The following is a 20,691-nucleotide window of genomic DNA, read 5'->3' as shown; positions in this document are numbered from 1 at the left end:
AGTTCAATGGTTCGCGCAGAAGAAGCCCGGGGCGCGTGCGGGGCCCGTACCAGACCTCTCGCGGGGCTCAAGAGGCACTCTGGCAACAGCCTCACCCGCTCGCTACCGTCCCACCCATGGTCAACTCGTACACGGAACTCTCAGGCCACTACGACCAGATCATGACGTCGGGCTACTACGACTACGACGACTACGCCCGCACCCTCCTCGAACTCCTCCAGGACCGCCCCCGCCTCCTGGAGCTCGGCACGGGCACCGGCCTGGTCGTCGAGAAGATCCTGGAGCTCGCCGGCGACGGGCCCGCCCCGGACATCACCGGCATCGACCACACCGAGAGCATGCTGGCCCAGGCCCGCGCCCGCGTGGGCGGGCGGGCCCGCTTCGTCCAGCAGGACATCCTGCACATGGACAGTGACAGCGGAGACAGCGAGGCCATGGGTACGGGCACGGGGACGACCTCGGGCTTCGACGCCGCCTTCGCCGTCGGCGGGGTCTGGTACCACACGCCCGACCCGGACGACGGCGACAGGGATTCCGTCCTGCTGTGCAGCCACCTCGTCGCGGACGAGGACAACATCCGGGGGCTCCGCAACGTCCACGCCGCGCTCAGGCCCGGCGGCATCCTCCTGCTCACCAGGCAGGCCGCCCACCGCGACTACGCGCGCGACCTGCCGGGCGGCCTGGTCTACAGCCAGACGATCCGGCGCCTTGGCGAGAACCACTACCTCAAGGACTACTACGTCAGGCGGCAGGACGGACACCTGGAGGCCCACCAGCGCTGCGAGTACCGCACCTACCCGCAGGACCGGGCGCTCGACCTCCTTGAAGAGTGCGGCTTCCGTGCGGCGTACGTGAGCGACAACGGGCTCTTCCACCTCTACTCGCGGCGTTAGCCCACCGTTCAAGCCGCCCCTGACCTGCGCCGAAGTACGGTGCATGACTTCTACACGCACCCCTGCCCGCCCCTCCGGCGCGCCCGCCGGACCGGCCGCCGTGCGCCTGGGAGGCCAACTCGCCGCCGCCCGGCCGCACTTGCGGGCCGCGCTGTGTCTGGCGCCGGCGCTGGTGGTCCTCGTCGCCGGGTTCCAGCGGCGCTGGATGTCCGACGACGGGCACATCTACGTCCGCACCGTCCGGCAGATCCTCGCGGGCAACGGCCCGGTGTTCAACGCGGGCGAACGCGCCGAGTCGTCCACCGGGACGCTGTGGCAGTGGCTGCTGGTGCTCGCGGGTCTTCCGGGCGCGGACGTCGCCTCCGCGGCGGTGTACGGCGGGCTGCTGCTCACGGCGGCGGGGTTCGCGCTCGCGGCTTGGGGGGCGGTCCGCCTGCACGGCGGTGGCGGTGGCGGCGCGCGGCCGCACTCCGGGGGCGGCGGCCGCCTCCTCCTGCCTCTCGGCGCCCTCGTCCCGCTCGCCCTGCCGCCCGTCTGGGACTTCGCCACCTCGGGCCTGGAGACGGGGCTCGCCACCTGCTGGATCGGTGGCGCCTGGCTGCTGCTCGTCGCGCGGCCCCGCTCGCTGGCCACCGCCTTCGTCATCGGCCTCGGGCCGCTCGTACGGCCCGATCTCGCGCTGGTCTCCGCCGTGTTCCTGGGCGCGCAGTGGCTGATCGCGCGCCCCTCCCGGCGCGCCACGCTGGCCGGTGCCGCCACGGCGGGCGCGCTCCCCGTCGCGTACGAGATCTTCCGCGTCGGCTACTACGGACACCTGATGCCGCTGCCCGGCGTCACCAAGGAGGCCTCGCGGAGCCTGTGGGGGCGGGGGCTGCACTACCTCGGTGACTTCGCCGGGCCCTATCTGCTGTGGGTGCCCGCGGTGTTGGTCGTCGCGGCGGTGGTGCCCGCGGTGCTTCCGCTCGTACTGCCCGCGGGGCGAGCCACGTCCGCCGGGGCCTCCGGCGGCACGCTCGTCCCCGTGCTCGCTCCCGTCCTCGCGGGGGCGCTCTGCTGGGCGTACGTCATCAAGGTCGGCGGGGACTTCATGCACGCCCGGATGTTCCTGCCGGGGCTGTTCCTGATGGTGCTCCCGGTGTTCCTGGTGCCCGCCACGCGCGCGTGGACGGCGGCCGTCGTGGGTGTCGGGGTGTGGGCCGTCGTGTGCGCCGCCGTGCTGCGGATCGGGTACGAGGGGCGGATCGGGCCCGGCGGCATCGCGGACGAACGCGGTGTGTACGTACGGCAGAACGCCGCCGCGCACCCCGTGCACCACACCTTCGGGGGCTTCCGGGAGAACGCCGCGTACGCGCGCGAGGTGCGCGCGGCCGGGCGGGACGGTGGGTCCGCGCTGTTCCTCTCCCGCACCCGCGTGGCCACCGCCTCGCCCTCGGTGACCGGCTTCTACGCGACCCTCGGCCTCAACGGCACCGTCGTCCCCCTCGACGGCGCCGCCCTCGACCCGATCGGCCTCGCCTACCCGCTGGCCGCCCACTCCCAGCGCATCGCGCACGCCCGCGTCGGCCACGACAAGTGGCTGCCGGACGAATGGCTCTTCGCCGACCGCGGCAGGGGCGTGCCGCCGGCTGAGATGGATTCCGCCCGGGTGGCCGCCGCCCGGCGCGCCCTCAACTGCGGGGCCCTCGCCGAGCTCCGCTCCGCCACGCGGGCGCCGCTCACGGCGGGGCGTTTCCTCCACAATGTCGCCGGTGCCTTGGAGCGGACGTCGTTCCGCTTTCCCAACGACCCCGTCCGGGCGGAGCGGGAGTTGTGCGGCGTGGAGGCCCCCTAAGGGGCGCGGCCTCGCAGTGCGTTCGCCCGGCGGATGCTGTTCGCGAGGTCGGTCACGGCCTTGTCCCCTGTCGTGAACGCCAGAGCCGCTGCGTGGCGTTCCAGTTCGGCGGGGGCCGGGGCGCCGGGCAGCGGGTCGTACGCGGTACGCAGGTCCTCTGCGAAGTAGGCAGCCGTGGCGGCCACCTGAAGGCCGGAGTCGGACTCGCTCAGCGGGCGGTCGAGGGCGTCCACGCCCACGTCAGCCGACGCCTCGTCGGGGGCACGACTATCGGGGTCGAGCCAGCGCACCCGCACCGTGGCCACGAGGCCACCCGCGCCGGGCTTCGTGCGCACCGCGTACAGCGCCGTCACGGTGTGGCCGGGCCCGACCTCCCCGCCGTCCACGCGGTCGTCGCGGAAGTCGTCGTCGGCGACCCGCCTGTTGTCGTATCCGATGAGCCGGAACCGTTCGACCGTGTCGGGGTCGAAGGACACCTGTGCCTTGGCGTCGCGGGCGCGCAGGTCGATGTTGGCGGGCAGTCGCTCGCAGAACACCTCGCGGGCGTCCTCCTCGTCGGCGACGTAGGTGGTGTGGCCGTCGCCGCGGTCGGCGAGCCGCTCCATCAGGGCGTCCCCGTAGTCGCTGCCGACGCCAACGCCGAACAGCGTGAGGCCGTGTGTGCGGCGGGCCTCCTCGACGCGGCGCAGGATGCCGTCGGCGCTGGTGTCGCCGGTGTTGGCGAGGGCGTCCGAGAGCAGCACGACACGGTTGGTGGCGCCTTCGCGCAGGCCGCGGACGGCGGTCTCGTAGCCGGTGATGATGCCCGCCTCCACGTTGGTGGAGCTGGTGGGGCGCAGCTTGTCGACGGCGGCGTGCACGCGGTCGCGGCTGTCGCCGATCCGGGTCATGGGCAGGACGGTCTCGGCGCGGTCGCTGAAGGTGACCAGGGCGACCGAGTCGTCGTCGCGCAGCTGATCGGTCATGACGCCGAGGGACTTCCTGACCAGGTCGAGGCGGCCCGTCTCGGCCATGGAGCCGGAGATGTCGATGACGAAGGTGAGCGCGGCGGGCGGGCGTTCGCTCCGTTCCGCTTCCGGGCGGGTCGCGAGGCCGACGCGCACGAGCGACCAGCCGTCGGCGCGGGTACGGGCGCCGTCCACGGTCACGGAGAAGCCGTCGCCGTCGGGCTTGGGGTAGTCCTGCCGGAAGCTGTTCACGAACTCCTCGGGCCGCACCGTCGACGGGTCGGGCAGGCGGCCCTGGTCGAGGGTGCGGCGCGCGAAGCCGTACGAGGCGGTGTCGACGTCCAGCGCGAAGGTGGAGAGCAGATCGGCGGGGCCCGGTTCGGGGGCGATGTCGCGGCGGGCGCCGTCCTGTTCGCCCTGCGCGCCGTCGGGGGCCGGGGCGGGGACGTTGTGGCGGGGGTTGTCGGGGGCGGGCAGGGCGTCGGACGCGCGCTCCTTGCTCGCCGCCCGGCCGCCGCCGTCGCTCCCGCCGCCGCTGCAGCCCGCGAGCAGCATGCCGCCCGCCAGAGCAGCCGCCGCGATCCCCAGCCCTGGACGGCGCCGTCGCCGGTGTCCAAGTCCGGTACGTCGGCTGCGTATGCGTGGGAAAGGCGTACGTCCCATGGATCGGCCCCTCAGCTCGTCTCGTCGGCACTCGTGACTGTGACGGCGGAGGGGCCCCGGACGATCGGTCCCGTACGTTGCGGAAGGGTCTCAAGTCGGCCACGGCGGCCGGAGGTTGAGGTTCCGGCCTCCCGGCCCGCACGCGCCCGCGTGCCCCCTGGGACACCTCGTCCCCGCTAGGACACCGCGCCCTTCCGCTAGGACACCACGTCCTTCCGCGAGAACCCCCGGAACGCCAGCGCGAACAGCACCAACGCGTACGTCACCGAGATCGCCGAGCCCTGGATCATGCCGCCCCACTCCGGTGTCGGCTGGAACACGTCGGCCCAGGCGAACTGCCAGTGCGCGGGAAGGAAGTCGCGCCAGCTCCCGAGGGCCGTCACGGCGTCCAGGACGTTCCCCGCGATGGTGAGGCCGACGGCGCCGCCGACCGCGCCCAGCGGGGCGTCGGTCTTCGTGGACAGCCAGAACGCGAGCCCCGCGGTGACCAGTTGGGACACGAAGACGTACGCCACGACGACGGCGAGGCGCTGGGCCGCCGTGCCCGCTTCGAGCGTGCCGCCGGTGGGGATCTCCAGCGGCCCCCAGCCGTACGCCGCCGTGCCGGCCGCGAGCGCGACCAGGGGCAGCAGCACCATCGCGGCGGCGCTCATGCCGAGCGCGACGGCGAGCTTGGACCACAGCAGCCGGGCCCGTGGCACGGGCGCGGCGAGCAGATAGCGCAGGCTGGACCAGCCCGCTTCGGAGGCGACGGTGTCCCCGCAGAACAGCGCGACGGGGATCACCAGGAGGAAGCCCGCCGAGACGAACAGGCAGGTGGCGGCGAAGTTGGCCCCCGACGCCGTGGCCGTGTCCATCAGCGTGACCTCGCCGTTGCGCCCGCCCGGCGAACCGGCGACGGCGAACGCGATAAGGAGCACGAACGGGAGCAGCGCGAGCACGCCGCCCATCACCAGCGTGCGCCGCCGCTTGAGCTGGCGGACCGCCTCCACGCGCAGGGGCAGGGTGCGCCCCGCGCGGTACCCGGGGGCGGTGGCGCGCTCGGCCGGGCCCTCCCCCGGGCCCGTCTCGACGGTGTCCAGGGAGTCCGGCACGTGCGGCGCGCCCGGCGTGCTCTCGGTCGCCGTCATGCGGTGCCTCCGATCAGGGTCAGGAACGCGTCCTCAAGGCGGCGGTGCGGCCCGATGGACTCGACGGGGACTTCGAGCCGGACCAGCTCGACGAGCAGCCGGGAGGCGGCGGAACCGGCAGCCGCAGACGCGTCGCCCTCCGTCGGCTCAAGCCGCACCAGCAGCCCGCCCTCCGCCCGCGCGGCCGTCGCCACGCCGGTCAGGGACGCCACCTTCTCCACCAGCGGCTCGGGGATGTCGGCCGCGAGGCCCACCAGGAGCGTGTCCCCGGAGCCGACGATCTCGTCGACCGGGCCCGCCTGGACGAGCCGGCCGCGGTCCATGACGACCAGGTGCGTGCAGGTCTGCTCGACCTCGGCGAGGAGGTGGCTGGAGACGATGACGGTGCGTCCGCCCGCGGCGTACCGGATCATCACCTCGCGCATCTCGCGGATCTGGGGCGGGTCGAGGCCGTTGGTCGGCTCGTCGAGGATGAGCAGGTCCGGCAGGCCGAGCATGGCCTGGGCGATGGCGAGGCGCTGGCGCATGCCCTGGGAGTACGTCCGCACCGCGCGGGCGAGCGCGTCGCCGAGCCCGGCGATCTCCAGGGCGTCGTCCAGGTGGGCGTCCTCGGCGGGGCGTCCTGTGGCCTTCCAGTACAGCTCCAGGTTCTCCCGGCCGGAGAGGTGGGGCAGGAATCCGGCGCCCTCGACGAACGCGCCGACGCGGGACAGGACGGGCGCGCCGGGCCGGATCGCGCGGCCGAACACGCGGATCTCGCCCGCGTCCGGGCGGATGAGGCCCATCAGCATCCGCAGGGTCGTCGTCTTGCCCGCGCCGTTCGGCCCGAGGAGGCCGAGGACCTGGCCCTTCTCGACGCGGAAGGAGAGGTCGCGGACCGCGTACCGATCGGTGGACTTGGCGTAGCGCTTGCTCAAGTCGGTGATCTGCAGGGGGACTTCGGCGAGCGCCGGGTCGGGTGCGGGCGCCGTGGTACGCCTGCGGCCGAGGACGAGGAGGGCCGCCGCGAGGGCCGCGCCGGTGAGCGGCAGCCACCACACCCAGGCGGGCAGCGGGGCGGCCGGGGTGTCCACTCCGGGGGCGGTCGGGACCTTCAGGTCGCCCTTCAACGACACCGTGTACGCGGCCGGTTCGGCCGGTGAGGCGTAGCCGAGGTCGGTCGCGGAGAGTACGAGGCGCAGCCGGTGGCCCTTCTTCAGCTCGTGGTCGACGGCGGGCAGCTTCAGGTCGACGTTCGCGCCGTCCACGGCGCCCGCGATCCGCACCGGCGCGACGAGCTGGGCGGGCAGGACCTGCTGGTCGCCGCCGGGCCCGACGTCGTACACCTTCCCGAAGAGGACGGTGTCCTCGCTGTCGGACTTCACATGGGCGCGCACGGTGGGCGTGCCGGTGATCCGCAGGTCCTTGGTGAGCGGCTTCGACTCGAACGCCGCGTACTGACCGGGGAAGTCGAGGGAGACGCCGATGCCGAGCGAGGAGAGCTGCGAGAGCCCGCCGCCACCGCGGCCTCCCCCGCCGCCTCCGCCCGCCGCCGAGCCGATGCCGGGCAGGGCGGACACGGCGGGCGGCGAGGCGCCCGCGGGGTTGTCGAAGGTCTGCGGCCGGCCGCCGAGCGGGATCTCGCGCACGCCGCTGTCCAGGCCCGGGTACCGGTCGCCGCTGGCGCCGCGCAGGGTGGCCGCGCCGTCCGTGGAGTCGATGCCTCCGGTGCGCGTGACGCGGAAGGCGGGGCCGGTGTCGACGCCCTTGTCGTCCTTCAGGTAGCGGTCGAACCAGGTGCCGACGCGGCCCGCCACGCGGTCGGTCTCCATGTCGCCGCCGTCGTGGCCGCCCGCGATCCAGTCGACCGAGACCGGCGCGTGGTTGCCGCGGATCGCCTTGGCCATCGCGTCGGACTGGTCGAGCGTGAACAGCGAGTCCGTCTGGCCCTGCGTGATCAGCGTGGGCACCTTGATGCGGTCGCCGACGGCGGAGGGGCTGCGCTCGGACAGCAGCTCGCGCGCCTTGGCGTCGGGCTTCCCGGCCACCGCCACGCGGTCGTACATCTCGCACAGCCGCTGCTCGAAGCGGTCGCAGCCGCCGCCCGCGGTGACGAACATCCCGGCCCACAGCTTCTTGAAGACGCCTCGGGGGAACAGGGCGTCCGCCAGGTTCCAGTACGTGATCACCGGGGCGATGGCGTCGACCCGCTTGTCGTACCCGGCGGCGAGCAGCGAGACCGCGCCGCCGTAGGAGGCGCCGGTGACGCCCACGCGCGGGTCGCCCGCCTTGTCCAGGTCCACCTCGGGGCGCTCGGCCAGCCAGTCGATGAGCCGGGAGACGTCGGCGACCTCGCCCTTGGGGTCGTTCAGACCGATCCGCCCGGTGGACTTGCCGAAGCCGCGGGCCGACCACGTCATGACCGCGTAGCCCTTGCGGGCGAGCTTCTCGGCCTGTTCGCGGACGTCTTCCTTGCTGCCGCCGAAGCCGTGCCCGATGAGGACGGCGGGGCGCTTCGCGCCGGGGTCGCCCGCGGTGAAGTACGACGTGTCGATCCGCACCTCGCGGCCGTCGGCCGTGCCCATGTCGAGGAGCCGGTCCGAGCGGCGCACACTCGGCCCGTCGTCCGACGCGAGCGCCGTCCACGTACCCGCCGCCACGAGCAGCACAACGGCGGCCACGGCGGCCAGCAGCCGCCGTGGCCGGCGAAGGGCGGCCTTCCAGGCTCCGGCCCAGGGCCGTCGTAGATCCATGCCGTCAACCGTACGGGGGCCCGCTGACAACCAATGCCCCCACCGGTCTGAACCCGGGGGCCTCCCCGGGAAGTACGCGGGGCCGGCCGCGTACCACCGACGCGGTAGCGCACGGCCCCTGCCGTCCAACTGTCAGGGGCACTTACCCTGTTGACCCATGACATCTCAGCCTGCTGCCCCCGTGGAATCCCTCGCCACCGGCCAGCGCTCGCTCGGCGACCCCGACGTCCGGTACCCGCTGTGGCCGCCGCTCACCGAGGGCTGCCCGGCCACGAGCACGGACTCCGTGGCGTATCCGGTGGAGGTCGACTACGCCTACGACAAGCTGCCCGACGACTTCTTCGCGACCGCGACCGCGACCCCCCGGCCGCGCGGGCACGAGCGGTGGGCGCCGCTCCTGCCGCCCCTGCACGCCCCCGGGCTCGCGGAGGGCGGCACCCCGCTGCTGCCCCTGGCCGACGGCGTGTGGATCAAGGACGAGTCCCGCAATCCGACGTGGAGCCACAAGGACCGGCTGAACCGGGTCACGGTGAGCGCGGCCGTCGGCGCGGGCGCGGCGGGCGTCGTCGTCGCCTCGTCCGGCAACCACGGCGCCTCCGCGGCGGCGTACGCGGCGCGTGCCGGGCTCCGGTGCGCCGTCGTGACCTCGGCGGAGGTGCCGCCCGCCGTCGACGCCTTCCTGCGCGCGTACGGGGCCGCCGTGCTTCCGGTGCCCATCGAGCAGCGGTGGTCGCTGCTTCGCCGGATCGCCGAGCGGACCGGCTACCACCCCGTCAGCAACCTCACGCCCGCCGCGCACACCGGGCACGGCTTCGGCCCCGAGGGCTACAAGACCCTCGCGTACGAGATCTTCACCGAGCTCGGCACCGTCCCGCGCGCGGTGTACGTACCCACCGGCTACGGAGAGATGCTGTTCGGTACGTGGAAGGGCTTCGCCGAGCTGGTGCGGCTCGGGTACGCGGACCGGGTGCCGCGCATGTACGCCTGCGAGCCCGCCGCGGGCGGTCCGCTGGCCGCGTCCGTGCGCGCGGGGGCGCTCACGCAGGTCCCCGTCGGCCCCACCGCCGCGTACGCCATCTCTTGTCCCGTGGGCGGCCACCGCGGCGTCGTCGCCCTGCGGGAGAGCGGCGGGTCGGCCCTGCTCGTCACGGACGCGGAGATGACCGCCGCCCGCGCGGAGCTGGCACGGAACGGGATCTGGGCGGAGCTGTCCGCGGCGGCCGGTCTCGCGGGTCTGCGGCAGCTCTCCGAAGACGTACGGGACAGAGCGGGCGAAGGCCCCGTGGTGTGCGTGTCCACGTCCAGCGGCTTCAAGGACCAGGACCTGCTGTCCGCCGGGCCGTCCGCGACGGTCGATCCGGAGGACTGGGACGCGGTGGAGCGGCGGCTGCGCCAGGCGTGACGGCGGGCGGCCGGGCGCCTCAAAGAAGCCAACAACCGACAACAGGCCCTCAGTGCTTGACCGCCCGGCCGAAGGCCGAGCGCGCCCAGAGGAAGCCCACCAGGGTCAGGCCCGCGATCCAGGCCAGGGCCTGGGCGCCGCTGCTGCCGGTCTCGGTGCCGAGAAGCAGCCCCCGCAGCGTCTCGTTGATCGGCGTGAAGGGCTGGTACTCGGCGAACCAGCGCAGGCCCGTCGGCATGGACTCGGGGGTGACCACCGCGGAGCCCAGGAACGGCAGGAAGGTCAGCGGCGCGGGCGCGTTGCTCGCCGCCTCGATGGTCTTGGCGCCAAGCCCCATGGCGGCGGACACCCAGCTCAGCGCGAAGGCGAGCAGCACCAGGATGCCGAGGACGGCGGCCCACTCCACGAGCCCGGCGTTCGGCCGGAACCCCACCGCGAGCGCCACACCAGTGGCTGATGCCGGCCAGCGGCACCCACCTCATCTACGGCCCGGAGACGGCACGCCGCCAGGACCACTGCTACCGCGTCTTCGAGGCCGCGGGATTCACCGGCGAGGAGCTCGACGGGGCCGTGACCACGCTCCTGACGTTCGTGACCGGCACGGCTCTGGAGGACGCCGCCGCGGCCACCCTGCGGGCGCGGATCCGCCGCGAGGGCGGTGACGAGGAGCAGGGCGTCAAGGAGGTCGTCGAGTGGGCGAACGGCATCGCGAGGGAGTTCCCGCGGCTGCGGGCCCGCATCGAGGCGGGGACCCAGGCGCGCGTCGCGGAGACTCCGGGCTCACAGGGGGCAGACGCGCAGACGGCGCCCGAACCGGACGCCGCCCCCGGAACCGCACCGAGCACCGCGAAGATCGCCTTCGGCGTCGAGATCATCCTCGACGGCCTCCAGGCCCGCCTGGGCACCCGGACCGGCGGCGACGCGCCCCAGCGCTAGCGGAAACGGGACCCGGCCGTAGAGGATCCGGCCGGGGGGGGACTACTCCCGCACGTCCTCCGGAATCGTCACCAGCCACCGGCTGTCCCTGCGCGGCCGCAGATAGAACAGCCAGTACAGCGTGGCCACCCCCACGATCCCGCCGGTCCACAGCAGGTACGTCGCCTCCTGCTGGCTCAGTACGTACGCGAGCACCGCGACGAGCACCACCGGCACCCCGGGCCACAGCGGCATCCGCCAGGCGGGCGCGTGCCGGTGCGTGCCGCGCCGGGCGAGCAGCGCCGCCACGGCCACCAGCAGGTACATGCCCGTCACGGAAACGCCGGTCACTCCGTAGAGGGTGTCCAGGTTCACGAAGCACAGCGCGGCGCCCGGGACGCCCACCAGGAGCGTGGCGACCCAGGGCGAGCCGAAGCGCCCGCCGAGCCGCGACAGGACCTTGTTCACGGGCGTGGGCCACGCCTTGTCACGGGCGGAGGCGAACAGGACCCGGGAGTTCTGGATCACCATGACGATGCCCGCGTTGATGATGGCGAGGGCGACGCACAGGCTGATGAAGGTGCCGACGCCGGAGCTGGACCAGGCGGCGACCATGCCGCTGATGTCGCCACTGGTGAGGGCGGCGAGGTCCGGGGCGCCCATGGTGATCGCGGCGACCGGCACGAGGAGCACGACCGCCGAGATGCCGAGGGTGAGCAGCACCGTGCGGGCCACGTTCTTGCGCGGGTTCTCCATCTCCTCGGAGAGGTAGACGGCGGTGGAGAAGCCCTGGGTGACGAAGAGGGCGATGGCGAGACCGGAGATGATCAGCATCGCGGTGACGGCCTTCGTGCCGTCGCCGGACCCGGCACCGGAGCCCGCCGCCACGCTCAGGTCGGTGAGGCTGGAGACCCCCCGCTCGGTGTGCGCGAACCCGAGCACCGCGACGACGCCCGCCGCGACCACCTCGAGTACCAGGAAGATCCCGGTGATCCACGCGTTGGCCCGCAGGTCGAGCAGGCCCGCGAGGGTGGCGAGGAGCATCACGCCCGCGCCCGCCCAGGACGCGTCCAGGTGCACGACCGGGGCGAGGTAGTCGGCCGTACCCATGGCGATCACCGGCGGGACGATCATCACGACGAGCAGGGAGAGGACGAAGACGAGCCAGCCCGCGAGCCGTCCGGCCATGGTCGACACCATCGCGTACTCGCCGCCCGCGCTGGGGATGAGGGTGCCCAGCTCCGAGTAGCAGAACGCGACGCCCACGCAAAGCAGCGCGCCGATGGCGATGGTGAGCGCGGTGGCGGTGCCGAGCGAGGAGAACAGGTCGGGCACGACCACGAACAGCGTGGACGCGGGTGTCACGCAGGACAGCGTGAGCAGGGTGCCGCCGACGACGCCGATGGAACGCTTCAGTTGGCGCGGCGCCTTCTCCGGTTCCTGCGCGGGCGCGGTGACCGGCCCGATGACCGCGGACTCGGGCGGCGGCGTGTGAAGCGTTTCGGTCATACGGCGGATCCGATCGGCTCGTACGAAGGGGGAGGCAGAGCCGTCAGGAAACCCCGGCGTAAGGGGAACGTCAATGGCCGTTTGCCTACGGAATCCGCACCTCAGCAAGTCGCCAACTCACCGTTGAATCCCAGCCTTTCGCTCCTACAGGTGAATTTCACCTGATCGATTCCGCTCACGACCTTCGATACGAAGGTCAACTGCCACCACAGCCTCCGTCACCCGTTTCGCGCCCTCTGTACGAGAACCGCAGCCCGAGCCCCGAAAAACAAACGAAGCCGTCCGCAGTGCGGACGGCTTCGTTCAACGGATCACAGCTGTCAGTGGTTGCGCGGGAACCCCAGGTCCACGCCCGCCGGGGCGTCCGACGGGTCCGGCCAGCGGGTGGTGACGACCTTGCCGCGGGTGTAGAAGTGCGTGCCGTCGTTGCCGTAGATGTGGTGGTCGCCGAAGAGCGAGTCCTTCCAGCCGCCGAAGGAGTGGTAGCCCACCGGCACCGGGATCGGCACGTTCACGCCGACCATGCCCGCCTCGACCTCGAGCTGGAAGCGCCGCGCGGCGCCGCCGTCCCGGGTGAAGATCGCGGTGCCGTTGCCGAACGGCGAGGCGTTGATGAGGGCCAGGCCCTCCTCGTACGTCTCCACGCGCAGCACACAGAGCACCGGGCCGAAGATCTCGTCCTTGTACGCGTCCGCCGTCACCGGCACCCGGTCGAGCAGGGAGAGCCCGATCCAGTGGCCGTCCTCGTGCCCCTCGACGGTGAGGCCGGTGCCGTCCAGGACGACCTCGCTGCCCTGTGCCGCCGCGCCCTTCACGTACGAGGCGACCTTGTCGCGGTGCGCGGCCGTGATGAGCGGGCCCATCTCGGAGGCCGGGTCGTTGCCGGGGCCGATCTTGATCTTCTCGGCGCGCTCCTTGATCTTCGCGACGAGCTCGTCGCCGACCGCGCCGACGGCCACGACCGCCGAGATGGCCATGCAGCGCTCGCCCGCCGAGCCGTACGCGGCCGAGACGGCGGCGTCGGCGGCCGCGTCCAGGTCGGCGTCCGGCAGGACCAACATGTGGTTCTTGGCGCCGCCGAGGGCCTGTACGCGCTTGCCGTTGGCGGAGGCGGTGGTGTGGATGTAGCGGGCGATCGGGGTGGAGCCCACGAAGGACACGGCCGCGACGTCCGGGTGCTCAAGGAGGCGGTCGACGGCCACCTTGTCGCCGTGCACGACGTTGAAGACGCCGTCCGGCAGGCCCGCCTCCGCGAGCAGCTCCGCGACCTTCATCGCGGCCGACGGGTCCTTCTCGCTGGGCTTGAGCACGAAGGTGTTGCCGCACGCGATGGCGAGCGGGAACATCCACATCGGCACCATGGCGGGGAAGTTGAAGGGCGTGATGCCCGCGACGACGCCGAGGGGCTGGCGGATCGAGGAGACGTCCACGCGGCTCGCGACCTGCGTGGACAGCTCGCCCTTGAGCTGCACGTTGATGCCGCAGGCCAGGTCGACGACCTCCAGGCCGCGGGCGACCTCGCCGAGGGCGTCGGAGTGCACCTTGCCGTGCTCGGCGGTGATCAGCTCGGCGATCTCGTCGCGGTGGGCGTCGAGCAGCGCGCGGAACTTGAACAGGATGGACGTGCGCTGGGCGAGCGAGGACTGGCCCCAGGTCGCGTACGCTGCCTTGGCGGCGGCGACGGCCGCGTCCACCTCGTCGACGGACGCGAAGGCCACGCGGGTCGTCACGGCGCCGGTGGCCGGGTCGGTGACCGGGCCGTACGTACCGGACGCGCCCTCGACGCTCTTGCCACCGATCCAGTGGTCGACGGTCTTCGTCGTGCTCGTCATATTGCTCATGCCAAGTTCCCCTTCACAGCTGGCGGCGCCGGGCTGAGACGTGCCGGTCGTACTCCTCGCGTGCCTTGACCGCCGACGTGCGCGTCGCGGTCTCGGCCACGGGCACATCCCACCACGCCTGTGCGGGGGGCGGGCCCGACACTGTGTCTGCCGTTTCCGTCTCCACGTAGACACATGTGGGGCCGTCCGCCTCGCGCGCTTCGCGCAGGGCTTCCCGCAGCTCGCGGACGGTCTTCGCGCGTCGCACCGGGAGCCCCAGGGAGGCCGCGTTGGCGGCCAGGTCGACGGGCAGCGGGGCGCCCGTGTAGGTCCCGTCCGGCGCCCGGTGGCGGTAGGCGGTACCGAACCGCTCGCCGCCCACGGACTCCGAAAGGCCCCCGATGGAGGCGTACCCGTGGTTCTGCAGGATCACGACCTTGATCGGGATGTTCTCCTGCACGGCCGTGACGATCTCGGTCGGCATCATCAGATACGTCCCGTCGCCGACAAGCGCCCACACGGGCCGCTCCGGCGAGGCGAGCGAGACCCCGATCGCGGCGGGGATCTCGTAGCCCATGCAGGAGTAGCCGTACTCCACGTGGTACTGCCGCGGCGAGCGCGCCCGCCACAGTTTGTGCAGGTCGCCGGGGAGCGATCCGGCCGCGTTGATGACGACGTCGGCCTCGGTGACGAGCTCGTCGAGCAGGCCGAGTACCTGCGCCTGGGTGGGCCGCACATCCGGTTCGTCCGCTTCGTAGGCGGCGTCGACGCGGTGCTCCCAGCGGGCCTTGTCGTCGACGTACTCGTTGGCGTACGCGGTGTCGGCGCGGTGGCCCGACAGCATGTCCCGCAGGCCGTCGAGGGCGGCGCGGGCGTCGGCGACGACCGTCGTGCCGGCCATCTTGTGCGCGTCGAACGCGGCGATGTTGATGTTGAGGAAGCGCACTCCTGGCGTCGCGAAGAGGGTGCCGGAGGCCGTGGTGAAGTCGGTGTAGCGGGTGCCGACGCCGATCACCAGGTCGGCGGTGCGGGCCAGTTCGTCGGCGGTCGCGGTGCCGGTGTGGCCGATGCCGCCGACGTCGGCGGGGTGGTCGTGGCGCAGGGAGCCCTTGCCGGCCTGGGTGGAGGCGACCGGGATGCGGGTGGCGTGGGCGAGTTCGGACAGGGCGAGCTCGGCGGCGCTGTGGTGGACGCCGCCGCCCGCGACGATCAGCGGCCGGCGGCTGTCGCGCACCAGGCGTGCGGCGGCGGCGAGTTCGGCGGGGTCGGGGGCCTGGCGGCGCACCGTCCACACCCGCTCGGCGAAGAACTCCTCGGGCCAGTCGTGGGCCTCCGCCTGCACGTCCTGCGGCAGCGCGAGGGTCACCGCGCCCGTGTCGACGGGGTCGGTGAGCACGCGCATGGCCTGCAGGGCGGCCGGGATCAGCGCCTCGGGGCGGGTGATCCGGTCGAAGTACTTCGAGACGGGCCGCAGGCAGTCGTTCACGGACACGTCGCCCGCGTACGGCACTTCGAGCTGCTGTAGCACCGGGTCGGCGGGGCGGGTCGCGAAGGTGTCGCCGGGCAGCAGGAGCACCGGCAGGTGGTTGATGGTGGCGAGCGCGGCGCCCGTGACGAGGTTGGTGGCGCCGGGGCCGATGGACGTCGTCACGGCGTGCGTGGAAAGCCGCCCGCACTGGCGCGCGTACCCGACGGCCGCGTGCACCATGGACTGTTCGTTGCGCCCCTGGTGGAACGGCATCTGCTCGCCGTACTCCACGAGGGCCTGGCCGAGTCCCGCCACGTTGCCGTGCCCGAAGATGCCCCAGGTCGCGCCGATGAGGCGGCGCCGTTCGCCGTCCCGCTCGGTGAACTGCCGCGCCAGGAAGCGCACCAGGGCCTGGGCCGTCGTGAGCCGGACCGTGCCGGACGCCCCGGTCTTCGTACCGCTCATCGGTAACCCTCCGTGTGGTCGGGGTGGAAGCAGATCTTCCACTCCCGCTCGCCCCCCGGTCCCGCCATGACGTTCAGGTAGTACATGGTGTGCCCCGGCTGGGCGATGGACGGCCCGTGCCAGCCGTCGGGCACGAGCACCGCGTCGCCGGAGCGCACCTCGGCGAGCGTGTCCGTGCCGCCCTCGCGCGAGGGGGACACCCGCTGGTAGCCGAAGCCGTGCTCGCCCTCGATCTCGAAGTAGTAGATCTCTTCGAGGACGGACTCGACGCCGGGCCGGTGCTCGTCGTGCTTGTGCGGCGGATACGAGGACCAGTTGCCGCCCGGCGTGATCACCTCGACCGCGATGAGCCGGTCGCACTCGAACGCGTCCGCCGACGCGAAGTTGCGGACCTGCCGCGCGCAGCCGCCGCTGCCGCGTTCCTCGACGGGGACCTCCGGCGTGGGGCCGTAGCGGGCGGGGAGTCGGCGCTCGCACTTCGCTCCTGCCAGGGCGAAGCGGCCTCCCACGCCGGAGGCGATCTGGATGTGGGCGTCACGGGGAACGTAAGCGAAGTCGGTGACTCCGCTGAACACGCTCTCGCGGCCCAGGAGTTCGATGATCTCGCCCTCCGCGTGCACCGTACAGCCGCCGGTCAGCGGGAGCACGATCCATTCACTCTCTCCGGTGGCGAAGGAGTGCGTGCCGCCGGCCGGGATCTCGACGACTCGCAGCCCGGCATACGTCCAGGCTGCGCTTTTGGGGTCGATGGCGACGGCGTACGTCCCGTCGGCCGCACTTCCTTTTGGTACGTACGTCATGCGCGCTCCTCTTGATTGCGTACGACACGGCTACAGCAGGCCGACCGCGATGTCGACGGCGCCCGCCACGTCACCGTCCGCCGGATACAGCAGCGTGCGCCCGGCGACCAGGCCCTGCACGGTGGGCAGACGCAGGGCGCCGCGCCATTTCTCGTACGCCGCGTCCGCGTCCCGGGCCTCCGCGTCGATGTCACCGCCCAGCAGCACGGCGGGCAGCGTCGAGGTCTCCATGACGCGGGCCATGTCGTCGGGGTTCTCGGTGACGGGGACCTTCAGCCAGGTGTACGCGGAGGTGCCGCCGAGGCCCGACGCGATGGCGATGGACCTGGTGACGGCGTCGGCGCTCAGGTCGTTGCGCAGCACGCCGCCCTGCCTGCGGCTGAGGAACGGCTCGACGAACACGGGCAGTCTGCGCTCGGCCATCGCGTCGACGGCCCGCGCGGTGGCCTCCAGGGTGGTCAGGGAGCCCGGGTCGTCGTAGTCGACGCGAAGCAGCAGCTTGCCCGCGTCGAAGCCGAGGCGGTGCAGGTCCTCGGGCCGGTACCCGGTGAACCGGTCGTCCAGCTCGAACACGGCGCCCGCGAGCCCGCCGCGGTTCATGGACCCCATGACGACCTTGCCTTCGAGCGCGCCGAGCAGCAGCAGGTCGTCGAGGATGTCGGCGGTGGCCAACACCCCGTCGACCCCCGGCCGCGACAGCGCCAGACACAGCCGCTCAAGGAGGTCGGCCCGGTCGGCCATGGCCATCGGATCCTTCCCGACCCCGAGGGCACCCCGCGCCGGATGATCGGCCGCGATGACCATGAGCCGCCCGGAGTCCCCGACCAACTCCCGCCGAGGCCGCCGCGCGGCGGCCTCGGCGATGGCTTCGGGATGCCGCACCCGGGTCCGCACCAGCTCGGCCACATCCACCGTGGAGCTCACAGGACGGCCCCCGCAGCCAACGCGGCCTCGACCTCGTCGGCGTACGGCATCGCGGACGAACACTCAAGCCGGGAGGCGACGATCGCCCCCGCCGCGTTGGCGTACCGCAGCACCCGCTCCAACTCCCAGCCCGCGAGCAGCCCATGGCACAGCGCCCCGCCGAACGCGTCCCCGGCCCCGAGCCCGTTGAGGACGGTCACGGGCAGCGGCGGAACCTCGGCGACGTCCCCGGCCCGGTTCATGGCGAGCACGCCGCGGGGTCCCTGCTTGACCACGGCCAGCTCAACTCCCGCGTCCAGCAGGGCACCGGCGGCCGCCCGCGGCTCCCGCACGCCCGTTGCGACCTCGACCTCGTCCACATTGCCGACGGCGACATTCGCGTGCCGCAGAGCCGCGGCGTAATGCGGCCGCGCCTCATCGGGCTCGTTCCAAAACATGGGCCGCCAGTCGAGGTCGAAGACCGTGATGCCCCCCGAGCGTGCGCCGAGCGCGGCGACGGTCGCCGTCCGGCTGGGCTCGGCGCACAGCCCGGTCCCGGTCATCCAGAAGATGCGGGCCTCGGCGATCGCGTCGAGGTCGAGTTCGGCCGCCGAGATCTCCAGGTCGGGCGCCTTGGGCTGGCGGTAGAAGTACAGCGGGAAGTCGTCGGGCGGGAACACCTCGCAGAACGTGACGGGCGTGGGCAGCCCGGCGACCTCGCCGACCCACCGGTCGTCCACCCCGAACTCCCGCAACTGCTCGCGCAGATACGTGCCGAAGGGATCCTGTCCCGTCCGCGTGACAACGCCCACGCGCCGCCCGAGCCGCGCCGCCGCGACCGCGACGTTCGTGGCCGAGCCGCCGAGGAACTTCCCGAACGTCGTGACTTGCGAGAGCGGCACCCCGGTCTGCAGGGGGTAGAGGTCCACCCCGATCCGGCCCATCGTGATGACGTCGTACGGCTCGTACGTGTCGTACGCATCCGTGTACGGATCGGTCACCCTGCACTTCCCTTCCTGGAGGCAGCCTGTCGCGCCTCCCCCAGGTCTAATCCCGCCCTGGGAACCCTGTCAACATTTTGTCCTGACATTCGGACTACTCCTTGACACTGTTCTCGGCGTGCGGCGAGGCTTGCGGCCATGACGACGCTGTCCCGCATCCGGATCGGTTCGGCCCCCGACTCATGGGGCGTGTGGTTTCCCGAGGACCCCCAGCAGGTCCCCTGGAGCCGTTTCCTCGACGAAGTCGCCGCATCCGGGTACGAGTGGATCGAGCTCGGGCCGTACGGCTATCTGCCGAGCGACCCGGCCCTGCTGACCGCCGAGACGGACCGCCGCGGCCTCAAGGTCTCCGCCGGCACGGTCTTCACCGGCCTGCACCACGGCCCGGACGTGTGGGACAAGACGTGGGAGCACGTGTCCGCCATCGCCGCCCTCACACAGGCGATGGGCGCGCGCCACCTCGTCGTCATCCCGTCCTTCTGGCGCGACGACAAGACCGGCGAGGTCCTGGAGGACTCCACGCTCACGCCCGCGCAGTGGCGCGAACTGACCATCCAGACCGAGCGCCTGGGCCACGAGGTGCGCGAGCGCTACGGCCTGTCGATCGTGGTGCACCCGCACGCCGACACCCACATCGACACCGAGGAGAACGTCACCCGCTTCCTCGACGCGACGGACCCCGACCTGGTCTCGCTCTGCCTGGACACCGGCCACTACGCGTACTGCGGCGGCGACAGCGTCAAGCTCATCGAGACGTACGGCGAGCGCCTCGGCTATCTGCACCTCAAGCAGGTCGACCCGGCCGTGCTCGCCGAAGTGCGCGCCCAGGACATGCCGTTCGGGCCCGCCGTCGCGCGCGGCGTGATGTGCGAACCGCCCGCGGGGGTGCCCGCGCTCGGTCCTGTCCTGGAGGCCGCGCAGAAGCTGGACGTCGACCTGTTCGCCATCGTCGAGCAGGACATGTACCCGTGCGAGCCGGACAAGCCGCTGCCGATCGCCCGCCGGACGCGGTCGTTCCTGCGCTCCTGCGGCGCGTAGGGCGCGTCCGGGGCCTCCTGCCCGGCGCGCGGTTGCGGCACGCTGGTCGTACGGCGGGCGACGCCGTGCCGACGACGGGCGGGAGGCTGCATGAACGCGGGCCGCTGGCACGAGGCACGTACGCGCACCAAGGTGCGCGCCCTGCACGGTCCGGACGGCCTCTGGGAGGTCGCGCTCGCCCGCCCGCACCCGCGCCTTCGGCCCGGCGTGATCAGCTACCGCGGCTTCCGGCTCGCCCTGAGCGCGCCCCGGCGGCGCCTCGAAGTCCCCATCGGCGCCGTCACGTTGATGCTCGGCTTCGGCGACCAGCTGCGCATCAGGCGCCTCACGGCCTCCGCGCGCCCACCGGTCGCGCTGGTGTCGGTGGTCTCCGGGCTCACCACGCGGCCGGCCATCGGCGAGCACGACGGGCGCCTCGCGGGCATCGAGGTGCTGCTCACGCCGTGGGCGTCGTTCACGATCCTCGGCACCGAGCAGCACGAGCTGGCCGAGCGCGTGCTGGACCCGGACGCCCTCGGCGTCCGGCCCGAGCGGGGCCGCTGGGAGAGCGTCGGCGACCTCGCGGCGGCGCTCGGCGCACTGCCCCGCTGGAGTGAGCGCTTCGGGCTCCTGGACGAGGTCCTCACCCGCTGGTCGGGCACCGGGCCGCCGTGCTCACCGCGGACCGTGCGGGCCTGGGAGGAGCTGGTGCGCACCCGGGGCAGCGCGCCGGTGGCCCGGCTCGCGGACGAGGTCGGCTGGAGCGTACGGCAGCTGGAGAACCGCTTCCGCGAACAGATCGGCCTCGGCCCGAAGGCCGCGGGCCGCATCCTGCGCCTGCAGCGCGCCCGCCGGCTGCTCGCCTCGGGCCGCTCCCAGGCCGAGACGGCGGCGCTCTGCGGCTTCTACGACCAGGCGCACCTCAGCGGCGAGTTCAAGGCGATGACGGGCTGTACGCCGCGTCAGTTCGCGCACGCGAGCGGCACCCCGCTCCCGGCGCACAGCGGCCCGCCGTCGGCGGAGCGGCTCGCGGGCGAACAGACCAGCCTCGTGCTCGCGCCCGGTTCGTCCGGCCACGGCGCGGTCTTCTCCAAGACCGCGCGCCGGCGTTGACGACGGGCTGACTGACGCCCCTCCCTCATGCCCCCATGCCCCCATGCCCCCTGCACAAGGGTCGCCATTACCACCCCGCGTA

16 protein-coding genes are annotated in these 20,691 nt (G+C 72.9%); 6 read left to right on the top strand and 10 right to left on the bottom strand.

Going from position 1 to position 20,691, the window contains the following annotated elements; translation table 11 throughout:
- The first annotated feature begins 116 nt into the window (after positions 1-116).
- Both IEY91_RS33190 and IEY91_RS33185 read left to right on the top strand, forming a co-directional pair.
- Entirely contained in the window at positions 117-893 is a 777-nt protein-coding gene (locus IEY91_RS33190; protein ID WP_189176833.1) for a class I SAM-dependent methyltransferase, read from the top strand.
- Positions 894-936: 43 nt separating this feature from the next.
- Positions 937-2,724 carry an arabinofuranosyltransferase AftB family protein gene (locus tag IEY91_RS33185; RefSeq protein WP_189176832.1) on the top strand — a complete coding sequence of 596 codons (1,788 nt, stop codon included), beginning with the start codon at positions 937-939 and terminating at the stop codon, positions 2,722-2,724.
- Here the strand turns inward: IEY91_RS33185 and IEY91_RS33180 are convergent.
- The 3 genes from IEY91_RS33180 to IEY91_RS33170 form a co-directional block, all read right to left on the bottom strand.
- Complete coding sequence (locus IEY91_RS33180; protein ID WP_373288072.1) at positions 2,721-4,334, bottom strand: vWA domain-containing protein; 1,614 nt, start codon at positions 4,332-4,334, stop codon at positions 2,721-2,723. The genes IEY91_RS33185 and IEY91_RS33180 overlap by 4 nt on opposite strands.
- A gap of 197 nt (positions 4,335-4,531) precedes the next feature.
- The gene (locus IEY91_RS33175) at positions 4,532-5,464 is read right to left on the bottom strand and encodes an ABC transporter permease (protein ID WP_229697388.1); all 933 of its coding nucleotides are present in this window, start codon (positions 5,462-5,464) and stop codon (positions 4,532-4,534) included.
- The gene (locus tag IEY91_RS33170) at positions 5,461-8,196 is read right to left on the bottom strand and encodes an alpha/beta fold hydrolase (protein ID WP_189176831.1); all 2,736 of its coding nucleotides are present in this window, start codon (positions 8,194-8,196) and stop codon (positions 5,461-5,463) included. The genes IEY91_RS33175 and IEY91_RS33170 overlap by 4 nt, the downstream gene beginning before the upstream one ends.
- A gap of 157 nt (positions 8,197-8,353) precedes the next feature.
- Here IEY91_RS33170 and IEY91_RS33165 point away from each other — a divergent pair, with 157 nt between their 5' ends.
- Positions 8,354-9,598 carry a threonine synthase gene (locus IEY91_RS33165; protein WP_189176830.1) on the top strand — a complete coding sequence of 415 codons (1,245 nt, stop codon included), beginning with the start codon at positions 8,354-8,356 and terminating at the stop codon, positions 9,596-9,598.
- Positions 9,599-9,647: 49 nt separating this feature from the next.
- On the opposite strand, the gene IEY91_RS33160 is transcribed toward IEY91_RS33165, so the two are convergent.
- The gene (locus tag IEY91_RS33160; RefSeq protein ID WP_164324913.1) at positions 9,648-10,043 is read right to left on the bottom strand and encodes an ABC transporter permease; all 396 of its coding nucleotides are present in this window, start codon (positions 10,041-10,043) and stop codon (positions 9,648-9,650) included.
- A gap of 11 nt (positions 10,044-10,054) precedes the next feature.
- Here IEY91_RS33160 and IEY91_RS33155 point away from each other — a divergent pair, with 11 nt between their 5' ends.
- Complete coding sequence (locus IEY91_RS33155; RefSeq protein WP_189176829.1) at positions 10,055-10,534, top strand: TetR/AcrR family transcriptional regulator C-terminal domain-containing protein; 480 nt, start codon at positions 10,055-10,057, stop codon at positions 10,532-10,534.
- 42 nt (positions 10,535-10,576) lie between these two features.
- Here IEY91_RS33155 and IEY91_RS33150 read toward each other — a convergent pair whose 3' ends face one another.
- The 6 genes from IEY91_RS33150 to iolC all read right to left on the bottom strand — a co-directional run bounded on the left by IEY91_RS33150 (position 10,577) and on the right by iolC (position 18,479).
- Entirely contained in the window at positions 10,577-12,022 is a 1,446-nt protein-coding gene (locus tag IEY91_RS33150; RefSeq protein ID WP_189176828.1) for an APC family permease, read from the bottom strand.
- Between the two features lie 320 nt (positions 12,023-12,342).
- Complete coding sequence (mmsA, locus tag IEY91_RS33145) at positions 12,343-13,854, bottom strand: CoA-acylating methylmalonate-semialdehyde dehydrogenase (protein WP_164328527.1); 1,512 nt, start codon at positions 13,852-13,854, stop codon at positions 12,343-12,345.
- Positions 13,855-13,876: 22 nt separating this feature from the next.
- Entirely contained in the window at positions 13,877-15,775 is a 1,899-nt protein-coding gene (iolD, locus tag IEY91_RS33140; protein WP_189176827.1) for a 3D-(3,5/4)-trihydroxycyclohexane-1,2-dione acylhydrolase (decyclizing), read from the bottom strand.
- On the bottom strand, positions 15,772-16,575 hold the full coding sequence (iolB, locus tag IEY91_RS33135; protein WP_189176826.1) for a 5-deoxy-glucuronate isomerase: 804 nt from the start codon (positions 16,573-16,575) through the stop codon (positions 15,772-15,774). Before iolB ends, iolD begins: the two co-directional genes overlap by 4 nt.
- Before the next feature lie 30 nt (positions 16,576-16,605).
- Positions 16,606-17,487, bottom strand: a complete 882-nt coding sequence (locus IEY91_RS33130) for a Cgl0159 family (beta/alpha)8-fold protein (RefSeq protein WP_444545480.1) — start codon at positions 17,485-17,487, stop codon at positions 16,606-16,608.
- 8 nt (positions 17,488-17,495) lie between these two features.
- Complete coding sequence (gene iolC, locus IEY91_RS33125; protein WP_434092983.1) at positions 17,496-18,479, bottom strand: 5-dehydro-2-deoxygluconokinase; 984 nt, start codon at positions 18,477-18,479, stop codon at positions 17,496-17,498.
- Positions 18,480-18,617: 138 nt separating this feature from the next.
- Here iolC and IEY91_RS33120 point away from each other — a divergent pair, with 138 nt between their 5' ends.
- Together IEY91_RS33120 and IEY91_RS33115 are read left to right on the top strand one after the other, a co-directional pair.
- Positions 18,618-19,517 carry a sugar phosphate isomerase/epimerase family protein gene (locus IEY91_RS33120; protein WP_189176824.1) on the top strand — a complete coding sequence of 300 codons (900 nt, stop codon included), beginning with the start codon at positions 18,618-18,620 and terminating at the stop codon, positions 19,515-19,517.
- Between the two features lie 90 nt (positions 19,518-19,607).
- Positions 19,608-20,609, top strand: a complete 1,002-nt coding sequence (locus IEY91_RS33115; RefSeq protein WP_189176823.1) for a helix-turn-helix domain-containing protein — start codon at positions 19,608-19,610, stop codon at positions 20,607-20,609.
- Positions 20,610-20,691: the final 82 nt, after the last annotated feature.

This window comes from Streptomyces lasiicapitis (assembly GCF_014646335.1).
Taxonomy (GTDB): Bacteria; Actinomycetota; Actinomycetes; order Streptomycetales; family Streptomycetaceae; genus Streptomyces; species Streptomyces lasiicapitis.
This window is presented reverse-complemented; position numbering and strand designations above follow the sequence as displayed.

Excerpts from the sequence above, each read along its gene's own strand:
- IEY91_RS33185 (WP_189176832.1), top strand. The coding sequence starts at position 937 with ATGACTTCTACACGCACCCCTGCCCGCCCCTCCGGCGCGCCCGCCGGA.
- IEY91_RS33175 (WP_229697388.1), bottom strand. The coding sequence starts at position 5,464 with ATGACGGCGACCGAGAGCACGCCGGGCGCGCCGCACGTGCCGGACTCC.
- IEY91_RS33120 (WP_189176824.1), top strand. The coding sequence starts at position 18,618 with ATGACGACGCTGTCCCGCATCCGGATCGGTTCGGCCCCCGACTCATGG.
- IEY91_RS33170 (WP_189176831.1), bottom strand. The coding sequence starts at position 8,196 with ATGGATCTACGACGGCCCTGGGCCGGAGCCTGGAAGGCCGCCCTTCGC.
- IEY91_RS33155 (WP_189176829.1), top strand. The coding sequence starts at position 10,055 with ATGCCGGCCAGCGGCACCCACCTCATCTACGGCCCGGAGACGGCACGC.
- IEY91_RS33180 (WP_373288072.1), bottom strand. The coding sequence starts at position 4,334 with ATGGGACGTACGCCTTTCCCACGCATACGCAGCCGACGTACCGGACTT.
- mmsA (WP_164328527.1), bottom strand. The coding sequence starts at position 13,854 with ATGACGAGCACGACGAAGACCGTCGACCACTGGATCGGTGGCAAGAGC.
- IEY91_RS33115 (WP_189176823.1), top strand. The coding sequence starts at position 19,608 with ATGAACGCGGGCCGCTGGCACGAGGCACGTACGCGCACCAAGGTGCGC.
- IEY91_RS33150 (WP_189176828.1), bottom strand. The coding sequence starts at position 12,022 with ATGACCGAAACGCTTCACACGCCGCCGCCCGAGTCCGCGGTCATCGGG.
- iolB (WP_189176826.1), bottom strand. The coding sequence starts at position 16,575 with ATGACGTACGTACCAAAAGGAAGTGCGGCCGACGGGACGTACGCCGTC.
- IEY91_RS33165 (WP_189176830.1), top strand. The coding sequence starts at position 8,354 with ATGACATCTCAGCCTGCTGCCCCCGTGGAATCCCTCGCCACCGGCCAG.
- IEY91_RS33190 (WP_189176833.1), top strand. The coding sequence starts at position 117 with ATGGTCAACTCGTACACGGAACTCTCAGGCCACTACGACCAGATCATG.
- iolD (WP_189176827.1), bottom strand. The coding sequence starts at position 15,775 with ATGAGCGGTACGAAGACCGGGGCGTCCGGCACGGTCCGGCTCACGACG.